The 17,623-nt window shown below is 47.8% G+C and carries 11 protein-coding genes; all 11 read right to left on the reverse strand.

Translation table 11 applies throughout. The features are described 5' to 3' along the window. Window positions 1-56: 56 nt before the first annotated feature. A complete protein-coding gene (locus HQN87_RS21785) occupies window positions 57-551 on the reverse strand; it encodes an LURP-one-related/scramblase family protein (RefSeq protein WP_173137605.1) in 495 nt (164 codons plus the stop codon). A gap of 87 nt (window positions 552-638) precedes the next feature. After that, window positions 639-5,192 (reverse strand): golvesin C-terminal-like domain-containing protein, encoded by a 4,554-nt coding sequence (locus HQN87_RS21790; protein ID WP_173137607.1) that lies wholly within the window; start codon window positions 5,190-5,192, stop codon window positions 639-641. A 46-nt stretch (window positions 5,193-5,238) separates the two neighbouring features. Then, the gene (locus tag HQN87_RS21795; RefSeq protein WP_173137609.1) at window positions 5,239-6,447 is read right to left on the reverse strand and encodes an SGNH/GDSL hydrolase family protein; all 1,209 of its coding nucleotides are present in this window, start codon (window positions 6,445-6,447) and stop codon (window positions 5,239-5,241) included. Between the two features lie 17 nt (window positions 6,448-6,464). Beyond that, window positions 6,465-8,681 (reverse strand): FAD-dependent oxidoreductase, encoded by a 2,217-nt coding sequence (locus tag HQN87_RS21800; protein WP_254075605.1) that lies wholly within the window; start codon window positions 8,679-8,681, stop codon window positions 6,465-6,467. Window positions 8,682-8,780: 99 nt separating this feature from the next. After that, window positions 8,781-10,400 (reverse strand): response regulator, encoded by a 1,620-nt coding sequence (locus tag HQN87_RS21805; protein WP_367272767.1) that lies wholly within the window; start codon window positions 10,398-10,400, stop codon window positions 8,781-8,783. Beyond that, a complete protein-coding gene (locus tag HQN87_RS21810) occupies window positions 10,397-12,118 on the reverse strand; it encodes a sensor histidine kinase (RefSeq protein ID WP_254075606.1) in 1,722 nt (573 codons plus the stop codon). Before HQN87_RS21810 ends, HQN87_RS21805 begins: the two co-directional genes overlap by 4 nt. Before the next feature lie 115 nt (window positions 12,119-12,233). Further along, window positions 12,234-13,820 carry an extracellular solute-binding protein gene (locus tag HQN87_RS21815; RefSeq protein WP_173137615.1) on the reverse strand — a complete coding sequence of 529 codons (1,587 nt, stop codon included), beginning with the start codon at window positions 13,818-13,820 and terminating at the stop codon, window positions 12,234-12,236. A 65-nt stretch (window positions 13,821-13,885) separates the two neighbouring features. After that, window positions 13,886-14,755: a carbohydrate ABC transporter permease gene (locus HQN87_RS21820; RefSeq protein WP_173137617.1), complete on the reverse strand. Its 870-nt coding sequence runs from the start codon at window positions 14,753-14,755 to the stop codon at window positions 13,886-13,888. A gap of 13 nt (window positions 14,756-14,768) precedes the next feature. Then, window positions 14,769-15,716: an ABC transporter permease gene (locus HQN87_RS21825; RefSeq protein ID WP_173137619.1), complete on the reverse strand. Its 948-nt coding sequence runs from the start codon at window positions 15,714-15,716 to the stop codon at window positions 14,769-14,771. A gap of 390 nt (window positions 15,717-16,106) precedes the next feature. Further along, complete coding sequence (locus HQN87_RS21830; RefSeq protein ID WP_173137621.1) at window positions 16,107-16,694, reverse strand: dihydrofolate reductase family protein; 588 nt, start codon at window positions 16,692-16,694, stop codon at window positions 16,107-16,109. A 120-nt stretch (window positions 16,695-16,814) separates the two neighbouring features. Beyond that, on the reverse strand, window positions 16,815-17,474 hold the full coding sequence (locus HQN87_RS21835; RefSeq protein ID WP_173137623.1) for a TetR/AcrR family transcriptional regulator: 660 nt from the start codon (window positions 17,472-17,474) through the stop codon (window positions 16,815-16,817). Window positions 17,475-17,623: the final 149 nt, after the last annotated feature.

The raw sequence follows: 17,623 nt of genomic DNA on the forward strand, positions 1-17,623 counted from the left end.
TATTCACCGCAGTGACGATGAAGCTTCAAGTTTAAAACTTAAGTGCGTCTTATATACTATGAGGAGGAAGAAGAAGCCGCCGCATTGTCAGCCTTCACACAATCAATGGCGACCACAATCGCGATGATGATGGCCTCCAGCTCCTCGTTCAGCACCTGCACACTGTAGCTGTCGCCCCAGGTGAACCACTCCTTGCTGACTTCACCGACAACGGCTCCGCGCTGCATGACCTGAAAATCCATGTCCCACCAATTCCCCTGCACCTCTATATCAGCCGATTCTATCGAATACCGGTCTTTCATGAACGTGAACTCCTTCTGAATCGTCAAGACTTCCCGGCCGTCTACCTCCACAAAAAACTTCGGTAAAAAGCTAAACACCTTTTTCGTAATCAGGGCAACTTCATTGCCTCCGGGATCGAGTATGGAGAACGTCTTGGGAATACGCATAAAACTGCCCTCCACATAATACACATCCTGCTCCTGCTCATTCTTCACCGTGAACTTCTCGCTTAGACTGAATACCTTCTGCTTGATATAGAGCTGCTTCATTTCAGCTTCCTCCGATATAATGGAATGATATTATTCAGAATAAGCTCATTATATCAACAACCCTGCCCAATAAAAAAGCCGAAGGGATCATTTGTTCAACGGAACAGCGGAATGCCGCTCGAACTTAACAGCATCAGCTCTCGTATAAATCATATCGGCAGGCAGAGTTGGCGGGTCTACCGTTGTCGGAGTAACCCTGGTTAACCGGACGTACTCACTGCCGTCTCCATTAAAGTTGAAGGTCCCCAGATTAACCCAGCCCGACGGGCCGGCGGTTGCATCAATATACGTGACCTCGGTAACCGACTGGTGCTTCACTTCCACTTTGACATGATTATCGTTTGCTGTCGTATGGACGAGTTTGTAGATGGAGACCGTATATTCCCCTGCCGGGAACTGGCCTTTCCACGTTGCTGATGACCCTTGAACGGTAGAATAACGGGACTTCACCCCAATTTTGTATCCGGCTAAATTACTCTGGCTCCAGGACCCTTCTGTCGTGTATAACCCGGTCGTATCCGTGCTGTCGACAATGACCGTTAAGTCCCTGATCGCAAGGGTCAAAGGCGGTGTGGTTAAGCTCACCCCGTCAACCGTCACCGTGGCCCATACCTCAATGTGCTCCGTCTCCCCGTCTAGACTTAGAAGAGTCAACACACCGCTGCTGTCCACTTCAGCCAGATCGGTTCGATCCACGAAATACTGCACATTTGCCTGTGACAGATCCGCAATCAGACCGTTATCCAAATAGCCGGTTACGCTTAAGTTCGCGGTCTGAGTCATTTGCAGTTCGCTCCGGTCCGACAGGATCACCGCAGACTCCAATTGCGGCATATGGCTCGGGTCCACCCACATCATCGCATCGGCAACTACCCGTGACTTGTTGGCCTTATTGGTTAATTCAACATACCCGCTATCGCCTGCTGCAAAAGGATAATCCCCCAGGTGCACCCAAGTCCCATTGGCCATTGTCTCATCCACGGTAACCGTCTGGGTGCCTCCGCTATAATGAACGGTAAATGAGGCATTCGTTGCCCAATTCTCACTGGCTGCGGTGATTTGCGGAAGCTTGTAATACACACTGTAAGTAACACTCTCCGGCAGCTCAGGCCGCCACTTCATTCTGCTTGTCGCTGTGCCGGTAGTTGATTTGGCGTATACATAGTTATCGTAGTAATAGTCGTTAGCGGTTGTATCCCGTATCCAGACGCCTTCTGTCTCCGCCTCCGTATTATCGACAATGATGGATGAACCCTCCTGCCAATCCGGTTGAACCGGAGTTTCTTGTACATGATCGGGCAAATAGAGTGTCCGCTTGCGGGTCTGTTTCCCGTCCGATTCCACATAATAAGTGAAGGTTTGGGATAAGTCAGTTACCCGTATTGACCATTCCATCGGATAGATCGTATCTGGAACAGTCGTATACGTAACCCCGCCGTCCAAGGAATAATGGATCGTCGCGGGTTTCGTCGTTTTGGCCTGCACATAAGCATCATAGGCAGTTTCGTCGGGCTTGACGATCAGCATCCCTTTAACCGCATCTATTGGACTGTGGATATCGAAGAAATAGCTTGCATCCGATGGATCAGCAGTTCTGACCTGGTGCAGCGGCACATCAATGTTAAGCCCTTCTACAATGATAGCAGTGATTCCCTTGCCAGATATTGTGGCCTGAATGATTCCGCCGCTCATCACCGCCTGCTCCGGCGTGCCATTGTCGCGGATGATCGTTACAGTATAATCTTGTGCAGGGTCGAACCCGATGATTTGCGCATTCAGTTCAATAGGAGTCTGGACTTCAGCCGACGATTCGTTGCTGAGCCCGATGTAGAATTTGTTCCCGCTCTCTCCGGTGATCCAGTTCAATTGAGGATCGTTGGTCTTAATAATCCCCTTGGGCATCCAGAGCCAAACGTTAGAATTCCCGTAAAATTGACCTGGCTTATTGCCATAAAGATGATATTTAAACCATAAAAAGTTAGTCTCAAACACAGCAGGGAAGGAGATACTGCCCTGCGATTTCAACGCCTGTTCGCTGATCAAATAATCCATCGTCTGCCCAAGCTGTCCCGGTATATGGTGATAATAGATAGAGGTAGCCCCGCTTGGGCCTTCCAGAGGAAACTCTGGTTCAAGCTGGCTGACAGCGAACCCCTTGTAGTAATACCCCGGATAACTGGAATACCGGCCAATAACCGCATTATGGGCAATATCCTGCAGCAGGGTATCGCCTGTATAGAGCGCCAGTCTCAGCATGAAGGGTGCTTCCTGGGCATTCATCCGGTAATAGCCCGTTGTGCTTCCCGCTTCAAACGTTAATCCATTAGGAGAAACCAGCCGTTTATCCGCTTGTACGCCTCCGGCTACATCTTCCGGGAGCTTGAGCCGGGGATATTGAAATTTACCACTATCCGGCCAATGGAATGACTCTGCGTAATTATACGTCTCCGGCTGCGGAATTGTAACGGCACCTGCTGGAACCGGACGGGCCACGAACATCGTTGCATACCGTTTGGCTTCCTTATAAGCAGCGTTCAAGTATTTGGGGTCCTGCGTCTCCTCATAGAGCTCCAGGATCTCCATCCACAGCTTGCTGTAATAATAGATGAACTCATTTTTACCCACATTCACAGATGCAGGCGTATCAATATGCTCCAGGATATAGCTGTCGGCTGCATCCTTGGCGGCCTGTAAATACTGCGCATCGCCTGTCATCCGGTACTTCATCAGGGGCTGAATGACAGGCCCCCGGTCTTTCTGGTCAGGATCACGCACGAGATACTCTTCCTGTGCCAGCGCCCCGATTCCTGCCGAAGTACCCATCATCTGATGGACAGCGGCTATGCTGGAATAATCGAACGGCAGGGTTGCCATTTTCCATAACGACGGCACACCGTATACCGGTTTCTTCGTTGGCGACCAGCCGATACCATTTCGCGATAAGCCATACTGGACCGACGGCAAGGCTCTCGTATCGTATAGCTGGTCATCCCCGGTCAAATAGTAGGCCCCCAGAAGAACCGCATTCGAGCTGGTTCGTACATTGTCCTCGTTCTCAATGTCAATGAAGCCCTTGGCACGGCTCCACCACCCGCTGGGTGACGGGACATAATTCACAGAGTCGTCCCCTTGTGGCTCTATCTTAAGTAAGTCGATCATATTGAACATCGCGTCAGTGAGCGACTGTTCTCCGACATTTTCCCGGTAGGCCGAATAGCCGTACTCACTGCGGAGAATATCTCGGTAAGCCTCATATATACTGCTGTTTTGCACGATTAGCCCCATATGGAACTGATAGGTGCTCTCCGCAGTCATTTGTGAATAATCTCCCAGTTGAGGCGCATACAGGATCGGCTGCACGCTGCCTTCATTGTTGACCAGACTCATGCCCAGCCGTTGCTTGGAGACGCCGCCCGTCGGTTCAAATTCCACGGGCAGTTCTTCCGATGGTACAAATACGCCATACGAAAAAGCATTGCCCAAGCCATCGTTCTTTTCCACCAGACTCATCGGAGCGCTCAGCTCGCGTAAGCTTGTTGATTCCACCGAACCAACCATTTTGGCATGTGACCTGAACCCATTCAACACTTCATTGACATCAGAGAGCTGCTCGGTTGTGAAAGACTGATAGCCGATCACATAATTGCCGTCCCGGCGGGGGGTGAAGTCGTAGGACACATCCGGTTTGTCACCTGCCATGGACCAGTTCACCTGTAAATCGTAATCGCTTCCATGGGTGGAATCGGTTAATATCGCCGTGTGGCTGTCAGGGAAGTCGATCTCGTCGAAGGTAATCCAGTGCTTGTTCATCGTATCGTAGTAATTGGTCCGGCTCCCCGCATTCCCCTCCAATAATACCCACTGCTCTTCCAGTCTTTCCGCCACATTATTGACGGGTATCCAGTTCCCCGTATCCGTGTTCTTATAGAACAGATCACGAACGATGGATTTGCCTCCATCCCAGGCTGCTTCATAGAAGGTCGCCTTATAGCCGGCATTCTCGATGCTGCCTTTTTCCGTGTAACTGAGATTCGCCAGGGTGCGGCTGCGCAGTGGAGGCAATGGAGGCGCCTGCTGCTCGATATTCCCTTCGAACTTGACCGCATCGGCCCGCGTAATGATCTTTCCGGTCGTAGGCTGCGTTCGGGTCAGCCTGACAAATTCGCTATCCTCGCCACTGAAGTAGTAGGACCCCAAGTCAACCCATCCGGCCGCCGGGCCGGACGAAGGCCTCAGATCCATGAACATGACATCCGTAATCCCATTATGAACAATTTCGATTTTGACATTACTGTCGGCTTTATCCGCCCAGTCCAGCTTGTTGAACGAAATCTTCGCTGTCCCTGCTTCCAATCGCGGATTCCAAGTGATGCTTCTGTTTACGGCATCGGTAAATTTGGAACTGGAATTATTATAACCCTTCACTCCCGTGCTTGTAGTCCAATAAAGAGCGGAGTACCCGTTATTCGCGTTGTTCACATCAGGGGTGACGACACCATCGACCGTGAGGCTTCCATCATCAATGATGATGGTCTTATACGGTAAGGTATCCGCATAAGCGGTCCTTATACCGTCCAGGCTGAAAGGAACGAAGATCGTCACGACGAACACGATTAAGATAAGCAGCTTCCTTGGGTTCATACAAATCACAGCCTCTCTCAAGTTGATAACGCTTCCATAACAAGAATTATAATGGCGGCTGCACCAACAACAGCTTCCCAAGCCGAATCACCGTTTGATCGTACCACTCCGGATGCTGCCGGACATGCTCAATGCTTCGTTCATTGCCGGATGCCTCGAACACAGCCGCTTTGTCTGTTTTTCCGGCATCGACTTCGAAGCGGACCGTATGCTGCCCGTTCGGGAGCTCCGGCAAGAATACATACTGGTTCCGGTTATGATCGTTGTATAGTGTGAACCGGTCGACAATAAAGGGTTCTCCACCGTCCACCGACACCTTCAATCTGCCGGAATCAGGCCCCCCGATATCGAATAACCCGATACGCGTTCCCTCGAACTGCACCGTGATCGCCTCTCCAGGCTCGGCTGCCCGCCATAGGCCGGGGAACAACCAATTGTACTCGCGCGCCAGAGCAGAATTATCCGGTGTCATATAAGACCATCCTGCGGAAAAAGTAGTCAGACTATCCAGTGGCAGCATGCCCGCATACTCCCAGGGATTAGCGGGGACGAGCGGATGCTGGGGTAAGTGATGCACTACCCTTCCCGGATGATCTTGAAGTTCCCGAATTCTCTCGAATGAGCGGGTGATCGTATCCGTATAAATCTGGTGTCCTTCGGGAATGGTCGGATGGATCGAATCATGTGTGAAAATAACGGCTCCAGAAATGGATACGTCTTCTCTGGAGGTGAATATGAGTTGACCCTTTGACACCAGATGACTGACCGCTACGCCCAGATGAATCGAAGGAATACCATAATAGTCAGCCACTTCCTCTTGCATCAGAGCCCCCTTCTGATATTCCCCGGCTTGAAATAAGGCCACATCCCGTTCCTTCAGCGTATAAACGAACAGGATATCGGTGAACCGGCTCCGCTTGCGGATCTGACGGACAATTCCTTCGATCCGCGCCTTGGATTCGGGATCTCCGCCATCGTTACCGACAAATTCAACAAATACCAGATCAGGCTTGTGACGCAGTACATCTGTCTCCACGCGGGCACAGCCGAGATCCGATCCTGTCCCGTTAATGCCCGCATTTACAGCGCGAATATCCGCCTGTGGATATTGCTCACGCAGCCAATCCGCCGTCATGACCCTATATCCTTCAGAACGCGTATTGCTGCCACCGAAATAGACGATGGTTACGGTATCCCCATTTTCCAGCTTCTGAATGACATTAGGCAGCCCTCTTCGGGGGAATGCTTCCTTCATCTCGACTTCACCTGACCTCACTTATCGTTTTTAGGAGCAAAGCATTTCACAGCAAATACTTCAAAATAAGGCAAACCGTACGTTGCATAGAAATCGAAGCGGATTCGGGTGACACCTGTGGCATCCACCTTATGTTTGTTCAAGGTCAGATAATTCCCCCGGGTGATGACGGTCCGCTCGCTTCCGTCTTCTAAGGTTAAGGTCATCACATAATCTTGGATAAGCGACTGGATCGGGTCGTCGAAATGCTCCAAATCAAGCTGCGAATTGAACACAAGCTGGATTTCGTCCAGACTTTTGGGGCTGGCCCAACTGAATTCCAGCCATTCCTGTCCTTCCGTACGTTCAGAGATCCAGCTGTTCGGCAGACCATAAGGTCTGGAGAAGCCGTTGACGACATTCCCTGGATTGTACATATCCTGGGCGGGCAACAGATCCTTGAAGCAAATGCTCTTATTGAATTTCTTCAGTCTGGACGGCTCTTCCGGTCTATAATAGAAGCTGACCGCTCCGGTTAATTTCTCTTCATTGCCGTATACGGCAAGACCCGCCGTACCTTCCAATACAATGTAGATTTTGTCGTCAGCCGGTTTCTTGCAGCCGAGGTCCAGCGTAATCCAGTCGTCATGCCCGGCTGCAATCGCCAAGTGGTAGTCTTTCAACTCGCTGTTGGGAATATAATTCTCCTTCCGGTCCCCGCCAAGCAGCTTCACATGTAGTGTCTCCGAATGCCCGGACTGATTTTTAATCTTGATCTGTACGCTGTCAGCCATAGCTGTCTGAATCGGCAAGACCAGACATAACCCGGTCTCCAAGGAGATCTCTTCGGTGGGATGAAGATTGTCATAGCTGCGCTGGGACGAAGCCCGAATCGTTAATCCGTCCGCGAAGTAAGGGTCCAATTCCTCTTGCATTCCTACAATGGTCTGCCCGTCCCGGAGCAGCAGCGCCTGCAGCTCGCCCATATGATCCTCAGCTATGGCCGCAGGGTCTATCTCATATTTCAGGCATAACGAAGCAGCCGTTCCAACCGCCTGACCCATACAACCACAGGTTGCCATTACTCTGGTCGATCCGAAAGCTACATGGGTAGCACTTATATTGCGGCCGGCGAACATAAGATTAGGAATATTTCGCGAATATAAGCTGCGGAAAGGGATATTGTATAGTCCCGGCACGAAATTCCAGGCTGTTGCCGGTCCCTCATCGTAGATGCCCTTATTCGCATGTAAATCCATATACCATCCGCCGACGGATACAGCATCTTCGAAATGCGGCTTTGCCGTAAGATCGTTCTGGGACAGCATGTGATCACCAATAAACCGCCTTGACTCCCGCTTTCCCGGAATCGGGCATACATAATCCAGGATGAGAGAGTCTACATCATCGAATTCGCCGCTGTTTTTGATATAATCCCAAATCCCGTACACCAATCTCCGCAGCTCCAAGGCAATGTCTTCATTATCCTTGATAACATCCAGATGTCCGCCGTATTCCAGCCACCACAAGCCGCCAAGCCCGTTGATTTTTCTGGGAAAAGCCCGGTGGTTCAAGCCTTTTCGGATACTATCAAAAAAAGCCAGCTTCGTAATATCATACGCAAAGCCAGGTCTTTCGTAGGGAACGGAATAACCAACATCACGGGCTTGAAACAGGATCGTATCGCCCATAGTGTAATGGTCCGCCGCTTCAGGCGCCAATTCTTCCCCGTATTCATGCCTCGCCTCTCTCCCCCGCCGGAAGAGCGCCCCTGCCTGATATCCGACAATTCCATCTCCCGAACAATCAATATAGGTCCGGCTTTGGAAACGGAATTTCCGCTCGGAAGCTAATTGAAGGCCCTCCACCCACTTAATTCTGCCGTTCTCCATGCCCGTGTCATGCACGCTTGTATTCAGGAATAGAGAAATGTTAGCCTCACCATAGACCATATCAAGCAAGACCGTATCCGATAGCGACAGCATAAGCTTCTTGTTGTACAACGGATTGTAATGGAAAATCTTCAGCTTGAGCTCCTCCACCAATCCGCCCTCGCGTGCATAATAGGATGGACTTTTCCCGAGATAGGCCGACCCGTTGATATGAACCCTGACCTCGCTGCTCGCATTCCCCCCAAGAACCGGGCGGTCATTAATTAGGGAGACCTGCAGCCCTTGGCGTGCGGCAGCGATGGCAGCGCAGATCCCGGCAATCCCTCCGCCTACGACGGTTACATCTGCTTTAATAAGCTCCATTTTGATAACCTCCATGATTAGATCCTGCTCTCATGGTAAGCTTTTTGAAGAGCTTTTTTTTACATGATTTCGCGAAAAAATTATACAATTGTTGCAATATTATCTGGATTCATACCGCGTCATTTTTATCCGGTATTGCTTGGGCGTATCCCCCGTGTATTCTTTGAATAATTTGCAGAAATAACCTTCGTTCACAATCCCTACTTCCTCGCACAATTCCAATATTGAATAATCCTGAACATTTAACAGCTCAAGAGCTACATGGATTTTTTTACGGTTGATGTAGCTGATCACGCCTTCGTTCATTGTTTTTTTGAATAAGCTGCTGAAATACGATGGGGCTAAATTCACTTCCTCGGCAATCGCCTCAAGCGTTAATCTCTGTTTCAGGTTTTGCTCTATAAACCGGATAGCACTCATGATCTCTACCCGATGTAAAAGCTGGCCGGCATGTACATATTCGTAGGTGAAGTCACCAATATAGGCAAGCTGCTCCCGGAAAGACATACATTCTATGGGAAACTCCGCTACTTCAGTGGTCAGCTTGTTCCCTGATTTAAATTTCACAGTAATGTCTCTGTACAAGTCCCGCAGCATAGGCGCCATGATGGATTTATGGATTTTATGGTCTGTAACCCACTGGTTCAGCTCCGCAAAGGCTTGCTCCAGCTCTTCCTTGGAGACCTTTCTTTTCACCCCGGCCAGAAATTCAGCCAGCTTCTGCTGAAATTCCTCTTTTCTGTCATTCTGGTAATGGAAACGATGCATAGGTGTTTGTACGGCCTTCTCCGTATGATAATAGAAATCGTCACTCACATGGTGTGCTTCCGTGTACGCTTGTTTGATAGATTCCCAGCCCCGGTGCGGCCCTCCGAAGGCGACAGATACCCTTTGATTCAAATATTGGTCCAAATGGGAGACGATCTGTCCTCCTAATGCCTGGCAATCATATTCCGTCTCCAGATCACTGCGGTTATTCTCCCAGGACAGGAAGCCAATAAAACGGTTATCGGATAGATCCGCAGCCACACCACTGCCGCCATTCATCACCGTTTCTTCGATGATATTCGTAATTGCATATCTCAAGATATTTTGATCCGTTGCTGAATAAGCGTTCCGGAAGCTCTCATACCTGTTCATTTCGACAATGAAGCAGCGGTAGTTAGCTTGAAAGAAATGAAACTGCATGCGGTTGGCAAAATCCGATGCCCGGTGCGAAGGAATTTCGCCTCTGATCAGCTCGTTGAAAAATTGCTTGCGGACTCTATATTTATTTTCCAGCACAGATACGTTTAACGATTGAAATTCCGCTTCTTTTTTCTTAACCTCATTTAGAATTCCGGCCGCCTTATCCAAAGCCCGGTTCAAGTCGGCTTCCCTGAGCGGAACCTTAACAATGTATTCCAGTACGTTGGCTTGAATCGCTCTCTGGGCGTATTCAAAGGATGAATAAGCGGTCAAAAGAATGAACTGGGTCCGGGGAAGCATGGGCTTTAGCTGCTCAATCATGGAAATCCCGTCCATTCGCGGCATAACAATATCAGAGATCACGATATCCGGCTTAAGCTTTACGATCTCCTCCAGCCCCTCCAGCCCGTTACTCGCTTTGCCCACCAGATGAAATCGCCTGTCCCTAAGGGAAAGCTCGTGAAAAAACAATTCCAGTCTCTGAATGATTAGATCCTCATCGTCAACAATGAAGCAGGTGTAGTCTCTCACAATGATGCATCTCCTTTAAACAAGCCTGCCGGGAACAAGGCCTGAACACGGGTAATTTCCTTAGGTATGCTTATGATTTGGAGTCCGAACTGTTCTCCGTAGTGCAGTCTGATCCGGTCATGAATATTGTTTAATCCGATTCTTTTCCGCTTCACTTCCACATCACTGGGTTCTGAGATTAGAACATGCTGTATCTTATCGCTTGGAATACCCTCGCCTTGATCAACGACTTCTATGATGACCCTGCCGCGCTCCCTGTAAGCGTGAATAGTAATAGGGCCTTCGAGCCCCCCTCCGTTATAACCATGGAAGATGCTATTCTCCACAAGCGGCTGCAGCAGCATTCTGAACACAGGAAAGTCTATTAACCCTGCTTCGATATCTTCAATTAATTGGAAGTTTCGGTTATAACGGATGTTCTGGATCGCGATATAGTCCGATACATTTTGCAGTTCCTGACGCAGGGAGACCTTCTCCGAAGCGTCAGCTATCCCGTATTCCAGGATTGAAATCAGAGACTCGATCACCACATCTACTTTCTCGATTTGTCCGAGCCGGATGACATTGCTGATAGAGCCCAGCGTGTTATACAGAAAATGAGGGTTGATTTGAGACTGCAGCACTTGAATTTCCAGCTTGCGTTCAAGTTCATGATGAAGCTCTGCTCCCCGGATCAGCTCCACAATCTGCTGCAGCATACGGTCGAAGGCCCGGGAGAGATCTCCAAACTCATCGTTCCGGTTAATGGATATCGTAGTTGTCAGAAGGCCTTGCTCCACCCGCTTCATTTTTGTTTTGAGTGCATAGAGCGGGGTCCTTATATATTTGGCAATGACGAAGGATACGAACAGGCTTAAGAGAAAACCTGCGGCCAGAAGCTCGATATAATAGGTTTCCAATCTGGATAAAGCCGCCTTCAGGCGTGATTCATCGTTGATCGAGAGGATGGTCCAGTTGAATTTCTCCGTCGGTTTCTTCAGAAGGGAGACGGGAGTCCCCTCTCTGGTATGCAATTGAAGGCTTGATTCTGCAGTATCCAGAATTTGTTCCGCCGATGTTTCACCAATGGAGAAGGTATGGTCCTGAATGTTCAGGGGGCCTTTATTTTCCGAGAATCCGGCAATGATTTTGCCCGATGCCGTGATTAGAGCCAAATTCATTTGTTCTTGCCGATTAATCTTGAACAGGGTTTCTTCAATGGCATTGAGATCCAGATCTACCGCAATGGCTATAGGAAACGGAGCGCCGTTCAGATATCGGACCATTGTCACAGTCCAGCCGGAATACTTGGATTTGTAAGGGTCGCTGACAAAGGTAGTCCTTCTGTCCTTGTCAGCCGCAGCAAACAACGGTTCTCTTTCCGCTAAAGGTTCATCGAATATCCGGGTCGGCGTGCTTCCGCCTAGAATGGATAAATCGCTTTTGATCAAATAGATATTGCTTACGTAATTACTGTTAAGTTCATACAGCACTCTTAATTGCTTTTTAATCACATCCGTATTGTCCATGTTGGCCTTCACCGATGATTCGACCGAGAACAGGATCGTCTGGAAGGAGGAGAAATTAACGGTGAAATACTGGTCTATCTTGTCAAGAATCTGGTTGGTGTAATACACATCCGTGGTTCTTATTTCCTTCTGGACATAACGGTAAGACAACTGGCTGATCAAGATGATGCAGCTTAACACAAAGGCAAACACGATTAAAAATAATTTCAAAGGCAAGCTGATTCTTCTTCGCATGGATCATCTTCCTTCTGCATCTGTATTGAACAAATCATAGCATATGACAACAAAGAGAGGGGCTAATGATAGCCGCTCTCTTCGTTTGATTTTACTTAATTAAGCCTGCTTCTTTGAATTGTTTGATTACAGACTCCTTATATCTCTGCATGTCAAACTTGGTCTCCAGTGTATCAAGGAAATTATCCCAGTTCGACAGAGGTTCTTTGCCAGTCATGAATTTGACCAGACTCTCATTAATGTAACGCTGGCGGTCGGCTGCCAATGAATCGTTCGGGTCTTCAGTCAATAGATTCCCGGGCAAGGTAGCCGCCACATATTTCTGGTTGTTCTCAAAAGCTTCTGCCGTCTTAGGATTCTGGAAGCTGAAGTACTCAGCATCATCCCCGCGGCGCGGCATTCTATAATGATCGACCCATAGGTACTTTTCTTTCATATCCTTCGATAATTCGGAGGTTTTATTTTTGATCTTGCCGTCTACCACATCCCAATGAATCCCTTTGATCCCGTAAGCAAAATTCGGATAGGCTTCCTGGTCCGTGAAGAAATAATTCAGCATGGACAAGATGCGGATGATTTTCTCCTTGTCCGCTTTTTTGGAGATGGCCCATGAATTGCCCTGGAACGATTTTCTCTCTACAATCTGATCACCATAAGGGCCTGTCATTGGAGGAATAACGATCCATTCCGGCACCTCTCCGCTGATTTCTTTCATTTTCTGCTGATAATCCGGTTCCAGTCTGCGGGCGTCTCTGATCATGAAGCCGACCTTCCCCTTAAATAGCTTTTGGTCGAGCAAATCGGGCGTGTTCATCGTCACCCAATCCGGATCTACAACCTTGGCTTCCATCATTTTATGGATATAGGCGAGCGCTTCTTTCATTTTGGGGTCGGTAAACAGGAACACCGGTTCATTGTCCTTCACATCAATGGCTGATGGCGGATTGACGCCGAACATCCACATCAGGCTATCGAAGCCGTAGGTTTGCAGATTGCCCTCTTTATTCATACCGCCTATGAAGCCGTACGTATCGTTTTTGCCGTTACCGTCCGGGTCCTTCTCTGTAAAGGCTTTCATAACTTCAAAGAGCTCGTCAGGTGTCGTGGGCACTTCCATATTCAGCTTGGTCAGCCAATCTTTACGGATGAAGTAGCTTCGGCTGATCCCGTTCACATTATCATAGCCGGGAACTCCAATGGTTTGTCCCTGATAGGACACCGCCTCCCAGGAGTCGCTGCTGAACCGTTTCTTCAATTCAGGGAATTGATCCAGATACGGTGTCAGATCCGCAAGAACACCCTGATCATAATATTGCGCGAGATCCGCCCGGCTTTTCAAGAAAATCAGATCCGGAATATCTCCGCCGGCAATGAGCGTATTCAATTTAGTCGTTGCTTGCCCGGATTGAGGAATCATCATTTCCAGGTCGATATTGACGGCTTTCTCCAGCATTTGACGCTGGATATCTTCTTCACGGGGAGGAATTGGAGCAGCAGCATTGAACGTCCCCTGGTTGAACATCGAGATTTTTAGTTTAGTTTTAAAGGGACTAGACGGGTCTTGTGAATTACCTGGAGCTGTCGATGTATCCTCTTTAGCTTCCCCACATCCAGACAACACCGTTCCCACCCCGACCATTGCTGCCAGAATAGCCAATGAAATCGCTTTACGTTGCATAATGACCTCTCCTTTGCTTCTATATTATCACGGTTTCCCCGTAACAACTCCGGTTGAAATGCTTTTTAACCTTTGACCGACCCCAAGAGTACACCTTTGGTAAAATGCTTTTGCATAAAGGGGTAGACGATTAAGATCGGGACGGTAGTCACCACAACTGCAGCCATTTGCACTGCGAACGTACTCACCGCTCCGGAATTGGCAAGCGAATCAGCACTTTGGGTGGCGACATTAAGCAGGATGTTACGCAAGATGACTTGAAGCGGCATCAGGCTGGAATCATTGATATAGACAATAGCATCGAAGTAACTGTTCCAATGCCCGACTGCGTAGAATAAGGAGATGGTGGACAGGACGGGCAAGGACAGGGGTAAAATGATCCGCCATAAGGACTGAAGCTCACTTGCCCCGTCTACCCTCGCTGATTCCTCAATTTCTGCGGGCAATTGCTCGAAAAATCCTTTGATGATGACCAGATTAAAGGCACTGATGAGCTGTGGAATGATCAGTACCCATGGACTGTTCAGCAATCCCAGCGAGCGGACTAATAAATAAGTCGGAATTAATCCTCCCCCGAACATCATCGTGAAGACAATGAATAGCAGGAATGGGCTTCGCCCCGGCAAATATTTTTTGGATAAGGGATACGCTGCGATTACCGTAAAAAACACATTCAGCAAAGTGCCTACAATCGTCCGGAACAAGGTGATTTTATAGGCCTGCCCGATGCCATGAGAGATGAATACTTCTTTGTAGGCTAGAAAGGTAAAGGTCTCTGGTATAATCACAATTCCTCTTCTTAGCACTTCCGATTCCGGGGTTACTGAGACCGCAACCACATACAGAAAGGGGAGTAAGCACAGCAGGGATAGCAGAATCAGAATAAAATAAACGACAGCTTGCCAGACTTTTTCCCCGATTGTTAAATTGATCATTTAGATCACCCCCTCACCAGATCTGCCCATCGAATTTTTTGGCGATCTTATTCGCCGTCAGCACTAAAATAAATCCGATGACTGCTTTAAACAATCCTACTGCCGTGGCCAGGCCAATCTTAAGCCGCTCCAGCCCTTCCCGGTATACCCAGGTGTCGATAATGTCGATCTTCTCCTGATTGAAGCTGTTGGCAAACATGAATATCTGGTCAAAACCAGCATCCAGGATATGGCTTAACTTCAGGATCAGCATCAGAATCATAACTCCCCGGATGCCGGGAAGGGTTACATGCCAGAGCTGTCTCGATTTGGAAGCGCCATCAATTCTAGCCGCTTCATATAGACTCGGATCGATTCCCGCTAATGCGGCAAGATACAATATCGCTCCCCAGCCAATATCTTTCCATATTTCAGATAAGATAATCAGCAGTCTGCCCCAGGCAGGTTCTGTCAGGAAGGAGATAGGCTCCACTCCAGCTTCCTTCAAAATCATGTTAAACAGACCATCCCCCGGAGCTAATAAAGCCACCATCATTCCATACACTATGACCCATGACAGAAAATGGGGTAAATACGTGATCGTTTGAACGATTTTCTTAAACCATTGGGTATACACTTCGTTAAGCAGCAAAGCCAGAATAATGGGAGCCGAGAAACCGAACAACAGCTTATACAGCGATATGATAATCGTGTTTCTCATGATGTCCCAGAAATACACGCCGTTCATAAAATCCGTGAAATTTCTGAATCCCACCCACGGGCTATCCCATAGCCCCAAAGCCAGGTTATAGTTCTTAAAGGCAATAATGATTCCCGCCATAGGAATGTATTTGAATACGGCAAAATAAATCAATGCCGGGAACAAGAGCGCGTACATCACTTTATACTTTTTTATCGTCCTTATCCATGAGTTCCGCTTTTTGGAGAGGGGAATGGCGTCCGCTGCCAGTTTCGCTTGCATTTCATCACCTCGTCTTTATTTATAGTTGTATAGTAGCACCCCCTACCCGGACAAATTTCTGTGATTTCAAGAATTTCTTATAAGATATTAAGGAGTGACCTTTAGGGAAGTCCTTGGTTTTTGAGCAGGATCAACGTTAGCGCCTGGAAGGACGCTGCGTGAACGGACCGATGTTCCAATCGCTGTGGTCTCCAGATTTTTTGGATTCACCTTTGAGGTGAAAATCCGGAGACCAAGGCGACCGCTGACGCTTTTCCACATTCGTTCCGTCCTCTCCGCTGTTTAAGCTGAAAAAGTTTCTTCAAATCTGTCTAAAATCACAAAAAACAAACAGAAAACAGCGATTCTCCCGGAGAAGAATCGCTGCGATTGTTGTGCTTGGATAGCCCCTTAAGCTAACGGTCCTCTTATCGTCTGGTAAGTGAGGCCTATGGCTCCAGAATCAAAGGTCTTGTTGTCGATTAGCTTAAGATTAATCTTCTCCTTGAGACCTTGGAATAACGGCAATCCGCTACCGATCAGGACAGGAGAAACCGTAATTTTATACTCATCAATTAGATCAAGCTGCATAAGGTAGTGTGCCAGCCTGGGACTGCCGAGGATAACCATATCCTTGCCGGGCTGCTGTTTGAGGTTATGGATCTCTTCCTCGGCAGCTTCTTTCACCAGTCTGGAATTATTCCATTCGACGTTCTCCAATGTTGTGGAAAAAACGATTTTGGTTGCCTTTTCGATCCACTCGGCATGATTCAGTTCATGCTGTGAAGCTGACGGGTTCGAAGGCACGGATGGCCAGTAATTGTACATCATCTGATAAGTCCCTCGTCCCCAAATGACAGTGTCGGCAGTACTGAGAATTTCTTTCGCATGTTTTTCTAAATCAGCATCGTAGGAAACCCAGCCAATGTCCATTTCACCCTTCGGCCCTTCAACAAAACCGTCAAGCGATGCGTGCAGAAATAGAACGAGCTTTCTCATTTTCAGTTCTCCTTTGTTTATGCGTACGATTTCCCGCTACGTCTACTTGGTTTGTTACACTGCTGCAAGCCCAGTATATCAACGGAATTCTCTACATGCTAGAGTTACGTGCTGCTAGGTTTAATACAAGTCTTTCGAAATTTTTTGTGCCATATACTCCATTCTAGGAATCATCAAGTTGTCATCTATCCTTTCCGTTTCATCAGGTTTAAACAACTGAGTTTTTTTTAGATTGTAATATTCAAATAGCACCTGATACACGGTCAAATGGTTCTCCATCAGGTATTTCACATCTAACACGGTTCTTAGAATCTCATCCTGCAAGACGATAAGCCTGCCATCAATCCTATTAAAAACCCCATTATTCATTCCTGCTTCATAGAAAGCCAATTCCTGATGTTCCCGCTCTTTCATCGCTTTTTTTAGCCGCTCATAGCTCTCAGGGTAACTGCCCTCAAGCTCCCTCAGGAAAATATCGGTGATGTACTCTTTTAATAAAATGGTTTGTTCAAATAAATGCTGAAATCGTGGACCGTACGCTTGATTCGATTCAGAATCTTCTATAATTTCATGGATATATTTTACAAGGCCACTGACAATAAACGTTATGATATCTTCTTTGGTCGAGAAATATTTATATAGAGTGGCCCTGCTGATATCCATAATTTTTGCGATTTCGTCAATTTTCAGACTTTGGAATCCATTTTTTCTAACGAATGTTACCAGTCTATTCGCAAGATTAATCCTCATCTGATGTTGTTTTTCATTCTGTGGTTCCATGTAAATGCCCCCTTGTAAATTATAGTATAACTCATAAGCATGACTCCATACACCATATACACAATAGACACTTTATACACTTTTTGTTTACTTAATTTATTTTCCGTGATAATATGGTTTTGTTCCTGAGGAAATGAAAATGGATAAGG

The sequence above is a fragment of the Paenibacillus tritici genome (genome assembly GCF_013204885.1).
Taxonomy (GTDB): Bacteria; Bacillota; Bacilli; order Paenibacillales; family Paenibacillaceae; genus Paenibacillus_AQ; species Paenibacillus_AQ tritici.